Source organism: Marinobacter sp. SS21 (assembly GCF_028369065.1).
GTDB lineage: Bacteria > Pseudomonadota > Gammaproteobacteria > Pseudomonadales > Oleiphilaceae > Marinobacter.
Map to the genome: position 1 here is coordinate 243,498 of NZ_JAQNDA010000004.1, position 19,253 is coordinate 262,750.

The following is a 19,253-nucleotide window of genomic DNA, read 5'->3' on the forward strand; positions in this document are numbered from 1 at the left end:
GCCATGAACGGTACCGGATTCAACAGGAGCACTGGCAGGGGTCGTCTGCTGGCCAAGTGCCTGACAGGCGTAGCCGCGGTTTCCCTGTTCTTTGCTGCCAGTGCCCATGAGGTCAAGGATCTCAAGTACGGGGCGATTCTCTACGAGTTCCACCAGCAAAACTATTTCGACGCCCTGGTGGAATACGCCTACGCCGAGGATAAAGGCGGCATTGTCGGCCACGGTAGCTATGCGGAATTGCTGAAAGGGGGCGTTAGCCTGTCCTATGGCCTGGATGCCCAGGCGGAAGACATTTTTACCCGAGTGGCGGAAGGCAATGTTGGCGAGGAGGCCCGCAACCGGGCCTGGTTCTACCTTGGCAAGATGCAGTACCTGCGCGGCGATGCCGAGCGGGCCGCCGGTAACCTGGCCAATATTCACGGCGCCATGCCGGAGGAACTGGATGCCGAGTATCGCTATCTGGCGGCCTTGGTCAACATCAAACTGGGCTACTTCGAGGCGGGTGAGGGAATTGCCCAGAGCATCGACGGCGATAGCCCCTATGCGCCCTATTTCCATTTCAATCTCGGTATCGCCTACGGCAAGCAGCAGGAACTGAATCGCGCGATTGGCGCCCTGGATGAGGTGGTTGAGTTCGGCGGTGAGAGCGAAGAGCTGGCGCGGCTGGCGGATCGGGCCCGGATGGCGCTGTCCTTCCTGTATGCCCAGAACGACGACCTGTCGGGCTCCAAGTTTCAGTTGGCGCAGCTTCGCACCAGCGGCGCCTACTCCAATCGGGGACTGCTGGGTGCCAGTTGGCTGGCGGTGAACGACGGCGACTTCCGCGATGCCCTGGGGCCGCTGGGGGAGCTGGAGCGTCGCTCCATCGCCCTGCCGGAAGTTCAGGAAGCGTTGCTGCTCAAGCCCCATGTGTATGAACAGCTGGGATTGAATGGCCGTGCCGCCCGCGGCTTCATCGACGCCGATCGCAAGTACCGGGAAGCCCTGGGCTGGCTCACCCGGGCCCGGGCATCTCTGCAGGACAGCGACATGCTGGAGCTGTTCGTCCACAACCTGGACGAGGTGCTGGGCGAAAGCGACTGGTTCGGCCAGGCGCCGTCGGTATCGGTTAATCACCTGTCGCCTTTCCTGGTGGAGCTGATGTCCGATCACAGTTTCCAGTCAGTAATGAAGGACCTTCGGGATCTGTACGCCATCCGCAACAATCTGGCGGTGTGGAAGAACAAGCAGGATGATTTCGCCGTCATTCTCGCCGCGCGTGGTGAGCGTCTTGGCGAGGATGGCCGTGGCCGCAGTCTGACCCGACTGGTCGGCGACGCCGCTGACGCCGACGCTCAATACCGCCAGCTGGTCCAGCGTGCCAGCGGCCTTCCCGAAGAAAAACAGGAACACATCCAATGGCTGCTGGAGGGTCTGGCAACGGAATTGGACCGCTCGCAGACCATCGTCGGTGGCCTTCAGAGTGCTGATCGCGCCGATCGCGGGGGCGTCGCCTACGCCAGCGATGTCGAGCGAATGATGCGCGCTGTGGATGCCGAGGTCGAGCGCACCGATGCCCTGATCGAACAGCTGGAGCAGGTGATGCTCACGCTGGTGTCCACCGAGCTGGATATCCATGAGCAGCGCCTGAAGCATTACCAGGTAGAGGCTCAGTTGGCGAAGGTTCGTATCCTCGATCGTTCCCTCATCGAACTCGATGGTACTGAGCAAGTCGCAGCGCCAGCTGCCGACGACGCAACGGGATTGCCTGCCGAAGCGGTGGGTGCCGGGGAGGTCCGTGATGCGATATAGCGTCTTGATGTTGGCCGTGGTGCTGGGGGGCTGCAGTTCGCTCAACGACAGTACCATCGGTCGCCTGCAGCATGCCGGTGAAGAACTCACGGATCTGCCTTTGCCAAGGGTGATGCACGCCGACGTTCGCGAGGAATATCGGCAGCTGCTGGACACGGTCGAAGAGCAGGAGCTGAAGGAGCAGATCGAGCGTCGGATCGCCAGCGTCTACATGCTGGAGGCCGACTACAACCAGCTGCTGGGCACCCTGCCGACCGAACAGGGTTACTTCCCGGAAGCCATCCAGGCCTACCACGACCTGCTGCAGAAATACCCGGACGATCCGGATAACGACGAGGCCCTGTACCAGTTGGCCAAGGCCTACGACCTGGATGGCCGCGACAAAAAAGCGCTCGACGTGCTCAACCGCTTTATCGTGGAGCAGCCCCATTCCGAGCGGTTGGCGGAAGTCTATTTCCGCAAGGGCGACATCCATTTCCGCCATGAACAGTACGAAGACGCCGAAAGCGCCTACAAATCCGTGGTGGCGTTGGGGGCGGATCCCTCGTTCCTGAACAACTCCTGGTACCTGCTGGGTTGGGCTCAATACAAGTTGAGCGACTACGACAACAGCCTGGCGTCGCTGTCCAAGGTACTGGATCGCCTGGTGCCGGACGATGGCCGCATCGAAACCCTGGAAAATGTCGACCGTTCGCTGGTGGACGACACCCTGCGGATCATGAGCGTTGGCCTGGCCCACGCCGGCGGTGCCGCCAAGATTTCCGCCATGTTTGATCACCGGCCGGAGGCCGCCAAATACAGCTGGATACTGTATTCCAGCCTGGGTCAGCACTTCCTGGAGAAGGAGCGGTACGAAGACTCCGCCGCCTCGTTCCGGGCCTTCGTCGCCCAGAACCCGGAGTCGGACCGGGCTCCGGAAATGCACGCCGAAATGATCCGTGCCTACGTGGATGGCGAGTTTTCCCAGCAGGTGCTGGCGGAGAAAGAAAGCTACGTTCGCAACTACGGCATCCGCTCCCAGTACTGGCAGACCCAGTCGGCCGACGCCAAGGGCCGGGTGACGCCGAATCTCAAGGTCTACATCGACGAGCTGGCCCGGCACCACCACGCCACCGGCCAGCGCCTGAAACGGGAATTGGCGGAGGCCACCGAGCTGGAGGCCAGCCCGGAGGTCATGCGCAGCGAGATGCGGGTCAGCTTCCTGAAGGCCGCCGAGTTCTACGGCGAGTATGAGCAGACCTTCCCCAATGATCCGAAGGTGCCGGAGATGGTGTTCATGAGCGCCGAGGCCGCCTTTGACGGCGAAGACTACCCCAACGCCATCCAGGGCTATGAGCGGACAGCCTACGAATTCCGCAATCCGGAATACGGTGCCGACTCCGGTTACGCCGCCATTATTTCCTATCAGAAGCAGGTGGAGCTGGTCATGGCCAGTGCCGGCGCGGGCAGCGAACAGCTCAACGCCTGGCGGGCCAAGGGTGTCGACAGCCAGTTGCGGTTCGTCCAGGAATACCGGGAAGACGAGCGCTCCGGTGCCGTATTGGCCAAGGCGGCCGAGGAAATGTTTGTCCTGGGTCGCTACGAGCAAGCCCTGGAGATCGCCACCTCCGTGGTCAGTCGGGGGGGCGAGATCGATCGCGAGCTGAACCGCACCGCCTATGGCGTGATCGCCCACTGCCAGTTCGAGCTGGGTAACCTGGTGGCGGCCGAGCAGGGCTATCGTGATCAGCTGAATTACATCGATGCCGGCACCGGGGAAGCGGCCAAGGTCACCGAACGCCTGGCCGTCACCATCTACAAACAGGGCGAACAGGCCCAGCAGGCGGACGACCTCAACCTGGCGGTCGAGCACTTCCTGCGTCTCAAGACCGAAGCGCCTACCACCGACGTGCGAGTGATTGCCCAGTTCGATGCGGCGACGCACCTGATGACCCTGGAGTTCTGGGAACGGGCGCTGGCCGAGATGAACGAGCTGCTGCGGCTGTACCCGAATCACCGTCTGTCCAGCCAGTTGCCGGGCAAAATCGCCTACGCCTATGAGCAGGATGAGCAGTGGCTCAAGGCCGCCCGAGCCTATGAGGCGATCTACCGCGACAACGGCGCGAGCGCCGACGAGCGCCGGGATGCCTTGTTCCTGTCCGCCGAGATGTTCGAAAAGGCGGGCGAGGAAATGCAGGCGCTGGAGTACTTCAAGCAATGGGCGTTTGCCTATGAGCAGCCATACGATACCCGCATGGAGGCCCGCTACCACATTGCCTACCTGTACAAGCGGCACGACGACCTGAACCGTCACCTGTACTGGCTGCGCCGGGTCATCGACGGCCATAACAAGGCGCCCTCCGACTGGCAGAGCGACCGCTCCGCCTGGCTGGCGGCCTGGGCCAACAACGAGTACGGCGATTACTGGCGGATCGAGTTCGACCGGGTGCGCCTGCGTGCGCCCCTCAACGTCAGCATTCCGCGCAAGAACGAAAAGCTGAAGAACGCGCTTGATCGTTACCAGAAAGCGGCGGCCTACGGCATCGCGGGGCAGACCACCCGGGCAACGTTCAACATTGCCGACCTATATGGCCAGTTCGCCCAGGAGCTGATGAACGCACCCCGTCCGCAGGGCCTGAGTCCGCTCGAGGCGGCCCAGTATGAAATTGTGCTTGAGGAGCAGGCGATTCCGTTCGAGGAACTGGCGATTGAGGTCCACCAGGCCAACATCGAACGCTCCTGGGGCGGTGTCTTTGATCAGTGGGTGGAGGAGAGCTTTGGCGCCATGGCCAAGCTGAATCCCGCCCGATTCGACAAGCAGGAAGTACAGGTGGCCTATGGCGATGGTATCCGTTAAACCAAGACGTACCGTTGGTCTGATGGCGGTGTTGCTGGTCTCCGGCTGCGCCTCCCTTCAGCAATTCGCGCCCGGATCGGCGAGTGCGCCGAGCGGCTCCGACGCGACGGTGGTGACGGCCGAACAGCCGGTGATTGGGGCTTCCACGTCCAAACCGATGACCCTCGCAGAATCCGGGGCACCGCTGCCCAAGCAGGTCTACGACAGCGTCGGTCAGAAAATCGCCTACGCATCGGAACCCAATCCCTATACCGTGGATCAGGCTCCGGTGCCGCCCCAGGCGGTGGCCGATTTCCGCACCGCCAGCGCGCTGCTGGACGCCGAGAAGTATCGCGATGCCCGCATCGCCTTCCGCCAGATGACCCGGGATTTCCCTGAGCTTTCCGGTCCCTGGGTAAAGCTGGGCGACATTGCCGAAGCCCGGGGTTATCAGGACAAAGCGGAAGAGGCCTACCGCCAGGCCCTCGAGGTCAATCCGAACAACGTGAACGCCTACCTGTCGCTGGCGCTGCACCTGCGCAGGAAGGGTGAGTTTGTCGGGGCCCAGCAGGTGTACATCGACGCGCTGACACTCTGGAAGGATTTCCCCGGCGCCCATCTCAACCTGGCCATTCTCTACGACCTTTACCTGAATCGGCCGGAGCTGGCTCAGCCGCATTACGAGGCCTATGACTTCCTGACCGACGGCAGCCATCCGCAGGTTGCCAATTGGCTGATCGAGGTTCGGCGTCGGACCGGCATCGAAACCCGGTTCGTCGATGCGCCGCCACCAGTGCAGGAACCGGCCCCCGCCGAGACGCCGGTGGCGTCGGAACAGAACGCGGACGTCGAGCCATCCGATAAAGGCTAGGAGATTCCAAATGACGATTCAGACGCTGCGCAAGCCGTTATTGGCGGTCGCGGTCGGGGGACTGTTGTCCCTAACCAACGGTTCCCTGGCTTTCGGCCAGGACAATTTAGCTCAGGGCAATATTGACCTGGAAAGTACCTTCGTAGGGGACAAGGAACAGCCGTCGGTGAGTTACTTCATCCCCTGGAAGCCACCGGAAGGACCGGGAAAGCTCTACCGCTCGATCACTTCGGTGTCGGGCAAGGTGTTTGACGTGGTGGACCGGGATGTCCACGCAAGAACCATGCAGTTTTACAACGAACTGCAGCTGGAGGAGCCCATGGGGGGCTCTGGCCAGTAACTTCCATAACTCAATGAACGAAAAGACTAGCCACGCTGTGGGGTGACGATCATGACTGTGTATTCAACTATTGTTTCTTTCTTCCAGGAAGGCGGTGCGTTTATGTACCCCATCGCTCTGGTGCTGCTGATTGGGCTGGCCATTGCGGCCGAGCGCTGGATCTTTCTGAAGCGTGCCCTGGTGGCCAACAAGAGTGCCTACGGGGAGCTGCTGCCGCTGGTCAGCAAGAAACAGTACGAACAGGCGGAGAAGGTGGCTCAGGACAACGGCTCCGCCATCGGTCGCCTGATGTCGGTGGCGCTGGACACCATGCGCTCGTCCCCCCGTCGTGACGATATCCACGCGGCCATGCAGGAAGGGGTGATGGAATCCATTCCCCGCCTGTCCAAGCGCACCAACTACCTGTCCATCCTCGCCAATGTGTCCACCCTGCTGGGCCTGCTGGGGACCATCATCGGTCTGATTGCGGCCTTCACTGCGGTCGCCAACGCCGACCCGGCCGACAAGGCCACCTTGCTGTCCCAGTCCATTTCGGTGGCGATGAACACCACGGCCTTCGGTCTGATCGCGGCCATTCCGCTGCTGCTGATTCACTCCCTGCTCCAGAACAAGACCCTGGAAATCGTCGAGAGCATTGAAATGGCGGGCGTGAAGTTCCTGAACTCCATCGTTCGTGGCAACCGCGCGGCGGTCCTGACCCGCGAGACCGACGCCTAACCGGTAAAGGGTGGCTAGCGATGTTTGCAAAACGAAGAGAACTGGAAGAAGGCGACATCGACATCACCGCGTTCATGAACCTCATGATCGTGCTGGTTCCGGTGCTGCTGATGAGCATGGTGTTCAATCACATTGCCATTCTCGAACTTAACCTGCCGGATTTGACCGGGGCCCAGACCGCCAGTGCGGAGCAGAACCGGCAGCTGGAGGTGGTGGTGCGGGAGTCGGCGATCGAAGTCTATTACCCCAGTGGCAACCTGGTGAAGACCATCGCCAACCTTGACGAAGACGGCCGCAGCGATCTGCACGACTACGCGACGCTGTCCAAGGTGCTGCAGGAGATCAAGCGCCAGCTGGTGGCGAAGTCCATCGACAAGCGCGATGCCCTGTTGCTGTCCGAAGCCGGCGTGTCCTACCAGTCGCTGGTCAGCACCATGGACACCTTGCGTGCGGCAAAGACGGTGGTGGTCGCGGATGCGGTGGAGGTGGAGCTGTTCCCGGAAATATCCCTTGGCGACGCCCCCGGCAAGCGAGGTGACTCATGAGCCTGAAACCCATGTCGTTTAGCTTGCAGGGCAACCACAAGCACCTGATGAAGCCGGCCAAGCTGAACCTGGTCTCGCTGATGGACATCTTCACCATCCTGGTGTTCTTCCTGCTGCTGAACTCCGGTGCCAACGAAATCCTCAAGGTGAACAATGACATCACCCTGCCGGATTCCACCGCCCAGGCGCAGCCAAAAGAGACCATCACGGTGTTGATCACCGATGAGGACATCCTGGTGGATGGTCGTCCGGTGGCGTCCATGGTGGATGTGGTCAACGGCAACGGCCTGATCGACGGCCTGACCGAAGAGCTGCAGTTCCTGGCGTCCAAGCGCACCGAACTGTCGGAAGAAGAAAAGGCCCTGGGTCGTTCGGTGACGATTCTGGGAGACCAGGAGATTCCGTACGAGATTCTCAAGCGGGTGATGCTCACCTGTGCGAAATCGAACTATCGCGATCTCTCCCTGGCCGTTTCCAGGGTCGCCTCCAGCAGCGGCGCGTAGTAGGGGAGTTGGAATGACAACATTAGCAACGACACCGTACGAGTTTGTCCTGCCCTGGGAATCGAGCCAGGACGAGGACAGCCGTTACAAGCGAATACTGAAACGGCTACTGCTGCTGTTTCTGTTGTTCGCCCTGGTTTTTCCTTGGCTGCCACTGCCGGAGATCGATCGCGCCGAAGAGGAGCGGGTGCCGCCGGCCTTGGCCAAGGTGTTGATTGAGCAGCGCCGGGTGGCTCCACCACCACCGCCGCCACCCGAGCCGGAGCCACAGCAGCAGGAGACCGCGGAAGCTCCGAAGCCGGAAGCCAAACCGGAACCTGCGCCTCGCCGTGAGGTCCAGGCTGCCCGTGAGAAAGTGGCCAATATGGGCGTGGCGGCCTTCTCCAGCGAACTGTCGTCGCTGCGAAGCTCGCTCAATGTGGCACAGCTGCAGGCCCGCAACACCAACGTGAATGCCGGTTCGGCCGCCCGTGCGGCGCGCAATGTACTGGGTAACACCTCAGCCACCGCCACCAGCGGTGGTGTGAGCAGCTCGGTGATGAACGACAGCGGTTCGGGCACCCAATTGGCCGGCCATTCCTCCACCGCGGTGGACAGTCCCATCGGGGGCGGCACCGGTGGCTCCGGTGGCGGCGCCTCGGGGCAGGGCAATGGTGGAGGTTCCCATCGTTCCACCGTGGCCGGTGGCCGGGATATGGAATCCATCCGGCGGGTATTCGAGCAGCACAAGGGTGCCATCTACGCCCTGTACAACCGGGCACTGCGCAGCGATGCGGGACTCAAGGGCAAGTTCGTGTTCCACATCGTGATCCAGCCCAATGGCAGCATTTCCGAGATCAAGCTGGTGGACAGCGAACTGGGCGATCAGTCACTGGAGTTCAAGTTGATGGCGCGGATTCAAATGATCAACTTCGGGGCCGAGGACGTGGCCGCGACACCGGTTAACTATAAGTTCGATTTTCTCCCCGGCTGAGGAATCGGCAGCTGCCAAACCAGGGATGGTGGCGGCTGCAGTGACTCGTGTCGCAGAGTTGTTGGAGGTATGTCATGAGCACAATGTGGACGCAGTGGGCCGGCTTCGGGCTGGCGGGTATGGCGTTGCTGGGGCTGACCGGCTGTTTTGAGGGCCAGCGCAGTGATAATGAACAGAGCATGTCGGTGGACAGGCCCTTTGCCTATGTGGTCAGGGACTATCCCGAAATGGGCGATACCTCAAGCGTGAATGTGCGGCCGCCGCTGGACCCGCGGGCACCGCTTGCCTTCCGGCCGGGGGCAAAGTTGATGGTGCGGGACCGCATTGCCCTCAATACCTCCGAAAAAGACATTTTGACGCCGTACTTCGGCAGCAGCCAGTACGACGTCAAGGATCTGGATGTGTCCCCGGACGGTGAGCACCTGGTGTTTGCCGCTCATGGCCCGGCCACGGATCCGTCCCATCACAGCTGGAACATCTACGAGTATTCGTTCACCAGCGGCGGCATCCGGCGGGTCTTTACCGATGACGACCAGGCCAACCTGGGGAACGATACCAACCCGGCCTACACCAACGAGGGCCGCATCGTGTTCTCGTCCGATCGTCAGACCGGGCGCGGCGACTGGCGCCTGCTGGATCTGCGGGAGTATCTGGAAGATTTCGGTGAACCGGCCTCCCTGCTGCATACCGTGGACCGCAGTGGCGACAATCTGGCCCAGATTACCTTTGGGGAGTTTCACGACATCGAGCCCAGCACCATGAACGACGGTCAGATCGTCTTCATCCGCTTCGGCCGCATCTATGAGACCCTGGAAGACTGTGCCCTGGAGCACATCGACGACCCCAACTTCAACCAGCACCCCCATGGTGGTGGTTACGGTCAGGGCAATGGCAATGGTTTCCCGCCTGGCCTGGAAGAACCGAAAGACTGGACCGAGGAGGACAAGTGCGGCGCCTCCCTGGAAGGTGGCACGGCCGAGGAACGGGTGTTCGTGGAAGACGTGCTCGCCATGTACCGAATCACCCCCAACGGCGCCAATATGCACCGCTACTTTGGCAGCCTGAGCGAAGAGTTCAGCGACGCCTCCTTCATCCATTACATGGACCCGATTCCGCTGCCGGATGGCAACCTGGTCACCATCATGCGGCACATCTACAACCCGATCTACGGCGGGGATGTGGTCAAGGTCAACAGCGCGAACTTCTTCGCGGTGGACTATCCGGTGGACGAAACCGTGGTGGGCGAGGCCGAGGAATCCATGACCCCGGGGCTGGTGAACTTCTATCCCAATCAGGTATCGCCTTCGGGTTGGTACAGCTCGGTGGCGCCCTATGGTGACGGCAGTGGCCGGATGCTGGCGAGCTGGGCGCAGTGCCTGACTGTGGCCGGCGAGGTCTATGACGCCTGTGAGGGGGCTTCCACGGTCGATAACCTGGGGGCACCCCAATACGGCGTGTGGATGATGGATCCGACCAACAACACCCGTCTGCCGGTGGTTCGCGGCCATGAAAACGCCCTGTACACCGACGTGGTGATCGGCAACTACAACGATCAGGCCCGACCCTACACCGGCAATCTGCATAACCTGGATCTGGAAGACAACACCGCGCTGTTCCACCTTCGCAGCGTCTATGACCTGGACGGTGCGGATATGGCCGAGCCTTACGGCGGCATCGTGACCCTGCGGGATCCCAGCCAGACCCATCCTGACGACCGTGCCGAGCGGTTCATCCGGGTACTGGGCAAGCGAGCCATGCCGGCGGAGCTGGAGCAGGCGATCCTGACCGATCCGATCCTCAACCCGGAATCGGGGCCGCGGCCGCCGCTGGGCCTGACCCCAATGCTAGGTTCCGGCCCCCGTGGTCTGTACGACACCATCGCTTACGCCATGGTGGAGCCCGATGGCTCGGCCATGGTGAAGGTGCCTTCGGAGACCGATTTCACCTTCGAGGTGGTCAACAAGCGGGGCAAGCGGGTAGAGCTGATTGTGGATGACAACTTTAACTACAACTACCTGATCCAGCACCCCAACCAGCTTAAGCTGGAAGAGGGCGAGGTGGTGAAATGCTATGGCTGTCACGACCCCGAGATCGACATTCCCCACGCCCGTACCGACGTCGAACTGGCCTCGGCCAACCCCGGCGCCCCGGGTGACGGTATGCCGTTTCCCAACGCCAACCCCACGATTGTGGCCCTGAACTGGAAAGACTCCATGGCCCAGGCACTGACCGAGTCCTTGGGTTACCTGCCCACCACCTGGGCGGACAACCTGGCGTTCGAGGACTTCTGGGGCAATCCCCCCGACGACGGCCTGGCGTTCAGTATCCCCTACGCCGACCTCACCACGCCGGCGCCGGTCACCGACGCCAGCTGTCTGACCGACTGGCGCCCCGATTGCCGGGCGACGATCAATTACCAGGAGCACATCCAGCCGATCTGGAATGCCTGTCGCGTCGAACCCAGCTCCGGCAACACCGTATCCTGCCAAGGCTGCCACCGGGCGGCTGAGCAGGCGGTGTGCAAGAGCGCCGGCGGCGGTGGCGGTGCCAGTACCGGGTTGTTGCTGGGCGGTAACCCGGCCTCCTGGGATGACCGCCAGACCGAGTCCTACGTCGAGTTGTTCGAGCCTGACTATTACATGAAGCAGGAAAACGGGGAGTGGGTGGAAGTGGAGGACCCGGAAGCGGACGGCGCCTGTCCGGATGGCGTCCAGGGCGATATGACCGTGCTGCCGGACCCCGGCGTCTGCTTCAGTCGCCGGTTGATGAGTGGCCGGGGCGCCATCGCCAGTGCCCGCTTCTTCAGCCTGTTCGACCAGGACCCGGATGACGATGCCTATGAGGTGGAAACCACCGACCACGCGGCGGCCAAGCTGACTCACCAGGGCTTGCTGACGGACGCAGAACTGCGGTTGCTGGCGGAATGGCTGGATGCCGGTGGCCATTACTACAACGATCCTGAAAAGTTCGTGTTCCCGTCCCCCTAGGGGGCGGGGCACGGCCCTAGCTGAGGATTTCGCATCATGACTACGGCGCTCACTTCCGCCAATGTGATCAATCTGGACAGCCTGGCGCTGCCGGCGTTCGAGCTGGAGCGCAAAGGTTGGGGGATACCGGACCGCGAGGACTGGGTAATCGACCGCAAGTTTCGCCAGACCGATGCCCGGCGGCGATTCAGCATTCTGTTCAAACGCTTCAATCGCCACTACCTGGCAATCAGAACCGAGTCGGCGCGGCGGGCTGCGCGGGAACAGTTCATTGACCTGACCTTTGTCGAGCCAACGCCGCGGGAGGTCCGGCAGTTCCACCCCGGTATCTGGATCCTGGCCTTGGTTCTCGTTGTGCTGCCGTTTTGCCTGCTGGCGCTGTTGCCCCTTAGATCGGTGTGGGCATGGTTGCCGGTCGCGCTTGGCATGACCATGATGGCCCATGCCTGGCGCATGCGCCGGCATTACTTTGAATTCCAGGCATTGAACACCGACATTCCGGTGTTCGCCGTGGATGCCCGTTTGCCCGACAAGGCCAGGGTGGAGGTGTTTCTGCACGAACTCTCCGACAGCATCGCGGTGGCCCAGCGCTCGTTGCCTCCGGGGCGTGAGCGGATTCCACTGGCGGTCGCCGAGATGCGGCGACTGTCGGAGGCCGGGGTCATCACTCCGGAGGCCTACGACGCCGCCAAGCAACGTTGGTTCGGCCGCTGACCGACGCCGTTGGCCCATCCCGTGTTAGGGTATAGTGATCGACTCGTCCACCATTGGTGGGCGTGATTCCCCCCTACCTAATCATGAGGATGCAGGATGACCCAGACCAAAGCCTATGCCGCCCAGACTGCCGGTGCTGAGCTGGCACCCTTCCAGTTCCAGCGCCGTGAACCCCGTCCCGATGACGTTGCCATCGAGATCGATTACTGCGGTGTCTGTCACTCCGATATCCATACCGTAGACAACGATTGGGGGCGCACCGTCTACCCCTTGGTCCCGGGTCATGAAATTGTCGGCCGGGTCACCGCCGTTGGCAGTGATGTTACCCGCTTCCGAGTTGGCGACGTGGTCGGTGTTGGCTGCATGGTGGATTCCTGTCGGGCCTGTTCGGCCTGCGAGGCCGGCCTGGAACAGTACTGCAGCGAGGGCATGACCGGCACCTACAACGGCAAGGACCGCTACGACGGCAGCATCACCCTGGGCGGATATTCCGAGCGCATCCTGGTCAGCGAGCGCTTCGTGGTCTCTATTCCCGATAGGCTCGATCCGGCAACCGCGGCACCGATCCTGTGTGCCGGCATCACCACCTACTCGCCGTTGCGTCATTTCGGAGTCAAGGCCGGTGACAAGGTGGGTGTGCTCGGTATGGGTGGGCTGGGTCACATGGGGGTCAAGTTCGCCAAGGCCCTGGGGGCCGAAGTTACCCTGTTTACCCGCTCCGAGGCGAAGGTGGCCGAGGCCAGAAAGCAGGGCGCCGATCATGTCGTCATCTCCACCGATCGGGAGCAGATGAAGGCGGTGCGCGAGCGTTTCGATTTCCTGCTCGATACCATTCCGGTGGCCCATGACCTCAACCCCTACCTGGCCACGCTGAAGGTGGACGGCACCCACATCCTGGTGGGGCTGCTGGAGCCCATCGAGCCGGCGGTACATGCCGGTCAACTGGTGGCCAAGCGGCGGGTGATCGCCGGTTCGCTGATCGGCGGCATGCCGGAAACCCAGGAGGTGCTGGATTTTTGTGCCGAGCACGGCATCAGCTGTGACATTGAAATGCTGGACATCCGCAACATCAACCAAGCCTACGAACGAATGAAGCGCGGTGACGTCAAATACCGCTTCGTGATCGACATGGCCACCCTGGAGTGAGGGGTTGGAGCTTGATTACCTTCACGTCATCTTATTATCATCGGGACGAACCGTTCATACGGTGACCGCTGCCGCACCGTCGGGGCCGCGCCAATGCCGCCTTGACCGCCGGACCCATGCACTACCTCCGGCAGGCCCCGGGCATCCGTGCCTGGGGCAAGGCGTTTAGTTTTCGGCTCAGAGGGATTCTCTTAACCGCCGCATAAATGGAGACTTATGTCATGAAAAAAGTATTGGCGCTGTTCTCGGTGCTGTTCCTGTTCAGCTCCGCTGCCGCTGCCTTCGACGGCTATGTGGATGTCACCAACAACACCGGCTACGACATCTACTATCTCTACGTCAGCCACGCCAAGAAGGAAACCTGGGGCAAGGACGAGCTGGGCGACAGCATTCTGGAAGACGGTGAGACCATCCGGGTGACCGTTCGCAAGGAAAAGTCCTCGATCTTCGACATCCGTGCCGAAGATGAAGACGGCGATACCTACACCGTCTGGGATCTGGACATCGCCACCGACGACCTGGTGCTGACTCTGGACAATCTCGACTAAGAGCGCGGGCTGGAGGCCGCCTCGCCGGCGGTCTCCCTCCCGTCCCTTGGCGCCAACACCTCGCCAGTTTGTAAAATAATTAGAAATGTTCGGGGCGCGGATTGAACCCTGTCATCGACCATGTCTATTCTGGCGAGGAATTGGGATGACACCGTCGTGTTCCGTCCCCCGCCGTTCGACGGCCAGGCTTCCTAGCTCGCTGGGCGCCGGACGCAAAACAGGGTGGCAGGGATCGTCTATCTCTGTCGCCCCCTGAAGGAGATCGTAATGTTCAAGAAACTGATGGTATTTGTAGCGGTAATGGCGTTGTTCAGTTCCACTGCCTCGGCCTTTGACGGTTATGTGGAAGTCACCAACAACACCGGCTACGACATCTATTACCTCTACGTCAGTAATGCCCGCAGTGACAGCTGGGAAGAGGACGTTCTGGGCGAGGACATCCTGGAGGATGGCGAAACGGTGCGGGTCACGGTGCGTAAGCAAAAATCCTCGATTTTCGATATTCGGGCCGAGGACGAGGATGGTGACACCTACACCATCTGGGAGATGGACATCGCCAAGGATGATCTGGTGCTGACCCTGGATGATCTGGACTGAATCGGGTTTAAGGGCGCCATGAGTGCTCTTTTTCCTAACTCCGCAAAATAATACTTGCCAGCCAACCCGAATCGGCTTATTTAACGGCTGATAGCGCCCGCGGCTGCGGGCGTCCAGGACCACCCGGTCGCCAGGCGCTTCCGGTCAGGGGAGGTTGGTTTGCCATGACAGCTATACAAGCCGCGCGCTGCGACGACGGTGAGGGCAGTCGCACTCATCTGTACGAAACCATTGCTAACGATTTGCGGGCCACCGGGTACAGCATCAACGTCAATGCCTTGCCCCAGGATCTGGCGGAGTCGCTGTGGCACTACCTGCAGGGGCTGTCGAATCGGGCGTTCGATCCGGCCGGCATTGGCCGGGACCGGGACCGCATGCTCAACAACTTTGTTCGCAGTGACGAGATCTGCTGGATTACCGGTGAAGACGAGCCCTGTCGCCGTTGGCTGGCCTGGGCCAGCGAACTGCAGACCTACCTGAACCGCCGCCTGCTGCTGGGACTGTTTTCGTTCGAGAGTCACTTTGCCCATTACGCCCCCGGTGATTTCTATAAGAAACACCTGGATGCCTTCAAGGGCGAAGCCAACCGGACGTTGTCGCTGGTGGCCTACCTCAACCCCGGCTGGCAGCCGGATGATGGTGGGGAGCTGGTGTTGTATACCGGGGACGATGGTTTGCAATCCACTCGGGTGACGCCAGGGTTTGGCACCGTGGTGGCGTTTCTCAGTGAGGACTTCCCCCACGAGGTGTTGCCGGCGGCCCGCGACCGCTATTCCATTGCCGGCTGGTACCGAGTCAACACCTCCCACGCCGGACGCGTCGATCCGCCCAGCTGAGGCCGCCTGCACGATGACGTCATCGGCACTACACTGGGAGTAGATTCGGCACGCCCAGGCGTCATCATGGACAGGCACTCGGTCGCGCCGTCCGTCCGTCTCCCGCTCTGGTGGTTGGCGCTGGCGGCCGCGTTGATCCCCTTGCTCACCACTCATACCACCTACCTGGTCTCCGCGCTGGAGGGCCACGTGCCCTGGTGCGTGCCCTACTGGGAGCCGTGCACCAGCATCAGTCGTACCGGCCGTTACGGCGCCTCCTATTTTATTTTCAAGGGTGCGATGATGCCGGCGGCGGTGGTTGGCGCCCTGTTCTGGCTGCTCAATGGCCGCTGGCTGCGGCAACTCGGCGCCCAAGGTGCGGGTGTGGCCTGGCTGGCCTGGCTCGGATTCGGCGCCTGTCTCGGGCTGGTCATCTACACCTCGGTACTCGGGCATATTGGCGATACCTACTTCGCGCTTCGCCGAGTTGGCGTGATTCTGTACTTCTCACTGACCTTCATCGCCCAGCTCCTGCTCAGCGGCCAGCTGCGTTCGCTACCGGACTGGCGGCAATCGGGCCGGCGACTGGTGTCGCTGTGCCAGCTGACGCTGGCGGTGGGTATCCTGTCGGTGATCTTGCAGGCGGTGATTCCGGTGACCTTCGACGACATCGACGACGCTTTCGAGTGGACCTTTGCCCTGCTGCTCAATATCCATGCCCTGTGGGTGGCGATGCTGTGGCGGCGCAGTGATTTTCGGGCCCATTTGGGGGTGGGCGAGCGGCCCGGTTAGCCCGCTGCCGGCGGCGGTTGGGCAATGGTAACGCGAGCCATTTTTATTTAAACTGGCGCTTTTGTGACCGGACCGGCAGGTCCGATACTGGTTTTTCGCAGCGTTGGATGTGGCTCATGGGCTTGATGGTTGAACTATTCGCGGTACTGGATACCGCCGTCATCGAGCCGGTCAGCAAAACCTTCTGGGGCATCTTCGACCTGAACGGCCGCTTTGGCGTGTTGTTCCTGACCATTTCCTATCTGGTCGCGCTGGGCCTGTACCTGCGCCGCAAACAGGACGGCACCACCCACGCCACCAGCTACTGGCAATTCCTCGGCGGCAACCGGGTACACTTCCATCGTTCGGCGCTGGTGGATTACCAGTACTACTTCCTGCGAGCCATACTCAAGGTGGTGTGTGTGCTGCCGGTGGTGGCCATCGTCGATCCTTACCTCTTCAGCACCGGTGACTGGGTCGGCTTCTTTACCCAGCTGTGGGGCGAGCGGCCCCGGCTGGGGGAAGACCTGGGGCTGATGCTGCTGTATGGGCTGGGTGTTTTCCTGGTGGGGGACTTTGCCCATTACTGGGTGCACCGCCTGTTTCATTCCCGCTGGTTGTGGGAGTTCCACAAGGTCCACCACTCCGCCGCAGTGCTGGTGCCGGCCACTGCCAGCCGCATCCATTTCGTCGAGAAGATCGTTGAGCGCCTGGCCGATGCCGTACTGATCGGCCTCTACGCCGGTACCTTCTATTACCTGTGTGGCGGCGAAGTTAGCCGTTATAAGCTGTTCGGCGTCACCTATCTGGTGTTCATCTTCAATACCCTGGCTGCCAACCTGCGGCACAGTCACATCTGGCTGTCCTTTGGGCCCCGGATTGAACACATCATCAACAGTCCAGCCCAGCATCAGGTCCATCACAGCGACGCGCCCAAGCACTTCAACAAGAACTTCGGCACCAATCTCTCCGTCTGGGACTGGATGTTCGGCACCCTTTACGTCACCCGCTACAAGCCGGAAACCATCAACTTCGGGGTAGGGGACGCCGAGAACCGAAAATACCAGAGTCTGCACAGCCTGGTGTTCACCCCCTTCCAGGCCACCGGGCGCAAGCTCTGGCGCGCCCTGACCGCCATCGGACGTAAAGCCGACCCGGCCGGCTGAGGCCGGTGTCGAGTGGCCTGATTGGCCTCACTTCCGCGATTCTTCGCCAAGGTGGCCCGCGTGGCCGTAGACGTCAACCGCCATCCCGGCGACCATGCACCCCGCAGGTTGGGCGGGCCTGCACCTATAGCGCCTTTAACATGCTCCAAAACGGTCCTGTCCGGTGTACCTCGGGCCTATTCCGACGCGCTTTCAGTTGGTGTCGGGATGGTTTCGCAGGGCGCGGAACAGGGGTGTTGCAGGGCTTTCATATCCGGAGCGTAAGCTCCTGGCTCGGGACTTGCTGCGTAGTTGAAGCCAATTCGGATATGTGAAATCAGACAGGAACAGCAACTGCCCCAGGCCTCCGGAAGGCTGTCGCCCCGGGGACGACGCTCGTGGGGACCCGGGCGGAGGGCAGACCTCAATGTTACATAGGGAAGGAAACAGTCATGTCGAATCAAGACCGGCAACCGAGTAAGAGCGAAGAGGAGCTGGGCCAGCCGCCGCTCCTTACCGACGAGGCGTCCACGCAGGCCGAGCCGCCCCTGGTGGAGACTGTGGTGGAAGAGAGCAACGACAGCGCGGGTGTGCTGGTAGCGTTGAGCGAGGACACCGCCGAGCGGCGTTTCGCCCATGATATCAATGCCAAGATCGATGAGGTGGAAGGCCAGGTCCAGTTCCTGGTGGAGGCATTTGCCCGCTCCCAGCAGGCGCTGAAGGGGGTCATGGGCGACGTCAAATCCCAGACCGCGCTGGTGACCAGCGAAATCGAACGGGTTCTGGGGTTGATGGACCAAGCCTCGGCCGAGCAGGTCGAACGGGTTGCGGCGTTGGATCAACGCCTGAAGACCACCGTGGCGGAGCTGACCGGCCGGCTCGCCGGTGTGGATGACCAGTTGCACGCCCATCAGAACGACATCGGTGCGCTCAAGGCCGGGTTGGACGATTCGCATGCTCGCCTCAGCGACAAGATCCAGGATCTGGCGGCGGACACCCAGCGCCAGCTGGACCAGTTGGTGAGCCAGGACGAGCGGCTGGGGCAGGAGTTGGTAGCCCTCGCCGAGGAAACCGCGCGCGGCCTGGAACAGGGCAAGCGCGAGCGCCAGGCATTGGCTGCGACGCAGCAGGAACACCAGAGCCAGCAGCAGACGATGGCGGGCCATCTCGAGCGGCTGCAGGATCAGGCCGACGGCCAGGGCGAGGCGCTTACCGGGCTGGAGGCGACCGTCGCCGAGCAGCATCAGGACAACCGCCACCAGCACCGGAGGTTCGCCTGGGTCGGCGCCGCGGTGGTGGTGCTGTTCGCCGCCGTGCTGACTTACCTGGAACTGGCGCCCTCGGCAGAATTCGAGCAATTGCAGGCCGGGGTGAGCGGGATTGAAAACCAGGCCGGTGATATCGAACGCCAGATGGCCGGCATCGAGAACCAGGTGGGCGAGCTGGAAAGCCGCGTTCAGGTGGCGGATACCACCGCCGGCGTCGTGGTGGATCTCGGCGACCAAATGACCGCTCTGGAGGCCCAGATCGGCAGCCTGAGCGCCGAGCTGCAGGCCGCCGACGCCAGCGAAAGCCTCGAGGCTATCGCCAACAAGGTGGCGGCGCTGGAATTGAGCGTCTATGGCCCGGCGGATGCGGAACCATCGGCCACGCCTGTGCTCACCATCGAAAACGCCCGCTGGGTTGCCGGTCGCAACCCCAGCCATTACAGCATCCAGCTGTTAGGGGCCTACCGAGAAGGCTCACTGGTGGCCTTCAGCAATCAACACGCCGACGCTCTGGGTCAGCATCCGCTGTCACAAACCCAAAGCGAGTATCGCGGACGGAGCTGGTACAACCTGTTCTACGGCGATTTCGCCCGCTTCGACGACGCTCAGGCGGCACTGAAGGCGTTGCCATCGCACTTGCAGCGAAACGGACCCTGGATTCGCACGCTGTCGTCGATTCAGCAGTCTTCGGTCCGGTAACCGGGCTG

General features: G+C 61.8%; 17 protein-coding genes. All 17 read left to right on the forward strand.

Going from position 1 to position 19,253, the window contains the following annotated elements:
* Nucleotides 1-3 precede the first annotated feature (3 nt).
* The 17 genes from N6L25_RS07570 (at nucleotide 4) to N6L25_RS07650 (ending at nucleotide 19,245) form a co-directional block, all read left to right on the forward strand.
* A complete protein-coding gene (locus N6L25_RS07570; RefSeq protein ID WP_271979197.1) occupies nucleotides 4-1,791 on the forward strand; it encodes a hypothetical protein in 1,788 nt (595 codons plus the stop codon).
* Nucleotides 1,781-4,627, forward strand: coding sequence for a tetratricopeptide repeat protein (locus N6L25_RS07575; protein ID WP_271979198.1), 2,847 nt, complete (start codon nucleotides 1,781-1,783; stop codon nucleotides 4,625-4,627). Before N6L25_RS07570 ends, N6L25_RS07575 begins: the two co-directional genes overlap by 11 nt.
* Nucleotides 4,608-5,477, forward strand: a complete 870-nt coding sequence (locus N6L25_RS07580) for a tetratricopeptide repeat protein (RefSeq protein WP_271979199.1) — start codon at nucleotides 4,608-4,610, stop codon at nucleotides 5,475-5,477. The genes N6L25_RS07575 and N6L25_RS07580 overlap by 20 nt, the downstream gene beginning before the upstream one ends.
* A 10-nt stretch (nucleotides 5,478-5,487) precedes the next feature.
* On the forward strand, nucleotides 5,488-5,817 hold the full coding sequence (locus N6L25_RS07585; RefSeq protein ID WP_271979200.1) for a hypothetical protein: 330 nt from the start codon (nucleotides 5,488-5,490) through the stop codon (nucleotides 5,815-5,817).
* A gap of 51 nt (nucleotides 5,818-5,868) precedes the next feature.
* Entirely contained in the window at nucleotides 5,869-6,534 is a 666-nt protein-coding gene (locus N6L25_RS07590; protein ID WP_334312389.1) for a MotA/TolQ/ExbB proton channel family protein, read from the forward strand.
* 20 nt (nucleotides 6,535-6,554) lie between these two features.
* The gene (locus N6L25_RS07595) at nucleotides 6,555-7,079 is read left to right on the forward strand and encodes an ExbD/TolR family protein (RefSeq protein WP_271979201.1); all 525 of its coding nucleotides are present in this window, start codon (nucleotides 6,555-6,557) and stop codon (nucleotides 7,077-7,079) included.
* Nucleotides 7,076-7,582 (forward strand): ExbD/TolR family protein, encoded by a 507-nt coding sequence (locus N6L25_RS07600; protein WP_271979202.1) that lies wholly within the window; start codon nucleotides 7,076-7,078, stop codon nucleotides 7,580-7,582. The genes N6L25_RS07595 and N6L25_RS07600 overlap by 4 nt, the downstream gene beginning before the upstream one ends.
* Nucleotides 7,583-7,595: 13 nt before the next feature.
* Nucleotides 7,596-8,555, forward strand: coding sequence for an AgmX/PglI C-terminal domain-containing protein (locus N6L25_RS07605; RefSeq protein WP_271979203.1), 960 nt, complete (start codon nucleotides 7,596-7,598; stop codon nucleotides 8,553-8,555).
* 74 nt (nucleotides 8,556-8,629) lie between these two features.
* Nucleotides 8,630-11,542, forward strand: coding sequence for a hypothetical protein (locus N6L25_RS07610; RefSeq protein WP_271979204.1), 2,913 nt, complete (start codon nucleotides 8,630-8,632; stop codon nucleotides 11,540-11,542).
* Nucleotides 11,543-11,578: 36 nt separating this feature from the next.
* The gene (locus N6L25_RS07615; protein WP_271979205.1) at nucleotides 11,579-12,256 is read left to right on the forward strand and encodes a hypothetical protein; all 678 of its coding nucleotides are present in this window, start codon (nucleotides 11,579-11,581) and stop codon (nucleotides 12,254-12,256) included.
* A 96-nt stretch (nucleotides 12,257-12,352) separates the two neighbouring features.
* Nucleotides 12,353-13,402: an NAD(P)-dependent alcohol dehydrogenase gene (locus N6L25_RS07620; protein ID WP_271979206.1), complete on the forward strand. Its 1,050-nt coding sequence runs from the start codon at nucleotides 12,353-12,355 to the stop codon at nucleotides 13,400-13,402.
* Nucleotides 13,403-13,623: 221 nt separating this feature from the next.
* A complete protein-coding gene (locus tag N6L25_RS07625) occupies nucleotides 13,624-13,950 on the forward strand; it encodes a hypothetical protein (protein WP_271979207.1) in 327 nt (108 codons plus the stop codon).
* 267 nt (nucleotides 13,951-14,217) lie between these two features.
* Nucleotides 14,218-14,547 (forward strand): hypothetical protein, encoded by a 330-nt coding sequence (locus tag N6L25_RS07630; protein WP_271979208.1) that lies wholly within the window; start codon nucleotides 14,218-14,220, stop codon nucleotides 14,545-14,547.
* Between the two features lie 164 nt (nucleotides 14,548-14,711).
* Nucleotides 14,712-15,383, forward strand: a complete 672-nt coding sequence (locus N6L25_RS07635) for a 2OG-Fe(II) oxygenase (RefSeq protein WP_271979209.1) — start codon at nucleotides 14,712-14,714, stop codon at nucleotides 15,381-15,383.
* A 66-nt stretch (nucleotides 15,384-15,449) separates the two neighbouring features.
* Entirely contained in the window at nucleotides 15,450-16,154 is a 705-nt protein-coding gene (locus tag N6L25_RS07640; RefSeq protein WP_271979210.1) for a hypothetical protein, read from the forward strand.
* 116 nt (nucleotides 16,155-16,270) lie between these two features.
* On the forward strand, nucleotides 16,271-17,299 hold the full coding sequence (locus tag N6L25_RS07645) for a sterol desaturase family protein (RefSeq protein ID WP_271979211.1): 1,029 nt from the start codon (nucleotides 16,271-16,273) through the stop codon (nucleotides 17,297-17,299).
* Between the two features lie 431 nt (nucleotides 17,300-17,730).
* Nucleotides 17,731-19,245 (forward strand): SPOR domain-containing protein, encoded by a 1,515-nt coding sequence (locus N6L25_RS07650; protein ID WP_271979212.1) that lies wholly within the window; start codon nucleotides 17,731-17,733, stop codon nucleotides 19,243-19,245.
* Nucleotides 19,246-19,253: the final 8 nt, after the last annotated feature.

Coding starts and splice junctions, on each gene's coding strand:
- N6L25_RS07625 (WP_271979207.1), top strand. CDS start 13,624: ATGAAAAAAGTATTGGCGCTGTTCTCGGTGCTGTTCCTGTTCAGCTCC.
- N6L25_RS07620 (WP_271979206.1), top strand. CDS start 12,353: ATGACCCAGACCAAAGCCTATGCCGCCCAGACTGCCGGTGCTGAGCTG.
- N6L25_RS07580 (WP_271979199.1), top strand. CDS start 4,608: ATGGCGATGGTATCCGTTAAACCAAGACGTACCGTTGGTCTGATGGCG.
- N6L25_RS07630 (WP_271979208.1), top strand. CDS start 14,218: ATGTTCAAGAAACTGATGGTATTTGTAGCGGTAATGGCGTTGTTCAGT.
- N6L25_RS07635 (WP_271979209.1), top strand. CDS start 14,712: ATGACAGCTATACAAGCCGCGCGCTGCGACGACGGTGAGGGCAGTCGC.
- N6L25_RS07570 (WP_271979197.1), top strand. CDS start 4: ATGAACGGTACCGGATTCAACAGGAGCACTGGCAGGGGTCGTCTGCTG.
- N6L25_RS07615 (WP_271979205.1), top strand. CDS start 11,579: ATGACTACGGCGCTCACTTCCGCCAATGTGATCAATCTGGACAGCCTG.
- N6L25_RS07645 (WP_271979211.1), top strand. CDS start 16,271: ATGGGCTTGATGGTTGAACTATTCGCGGTACTGGATACCGCCGTCATC.
- N6L25_RS07605 (WP_271979203.1), top strand. CDS start 7,596: ATGACAACATTAGCAACGACACCGTACGAGTTTGTCCTGCCCTGGGAA.
- N6L25_RS07575 (WP_271979198.1), top strand. CDS start 1,781: ATGCGATATAGCGTCTTGATGTTGGCCGTGGTGCTGGGGGGCTGCAGT.
- N6L25_RS07650 (WP_271979212.1), top strand. CDS start 17,731: ATGTCGAATCAAGACCGGCAACCGAGTAAGAGCGAAGAGGAGCTGGGC.
- N6L25_RS07600 (WP_271979202.1), top strand. CDS start 7,076: ATGAGCCTGAAACCCATGTCGTTTAGCTTGCAGGGCAACCACAAGCAC.
- N6L25_RS07595 (WP_271979201.1), top strand. CDS start 6,555: ATGTTTGCAAAACGAAGAGAACTGGAAGAAGGCGACATCGACATCACC.
- N6L25_RS07585 (WP_271979200.1), top strand. CDS start 5,488: ATGACGATTCAGACGCTGCGCAAGCCGTTATTGGCGGTCGCGGTCGGG.
- N6L25_RS07610 (WP_271979204.1), top strand. CDS start 8,630: ATGAGCACAATGTGGACGCAGTGGGCCGGCTTCGGGCTGGCGGGTATG.
- N6L25_RS07640 (WP_271979210.1), top strand. CDS start 15,450: ATGGACAGGCACTCGGTCGCGCCGTCCGTCCGTCTCCCGCTCTGGTGG.
- N6L25_RS07590 (WP_334312389.1), top strand. CDS start 5,869: ATGACTGTGTATTCAACTATTGTTTCTTTCTTCCAGGAAGGCGGTGCG.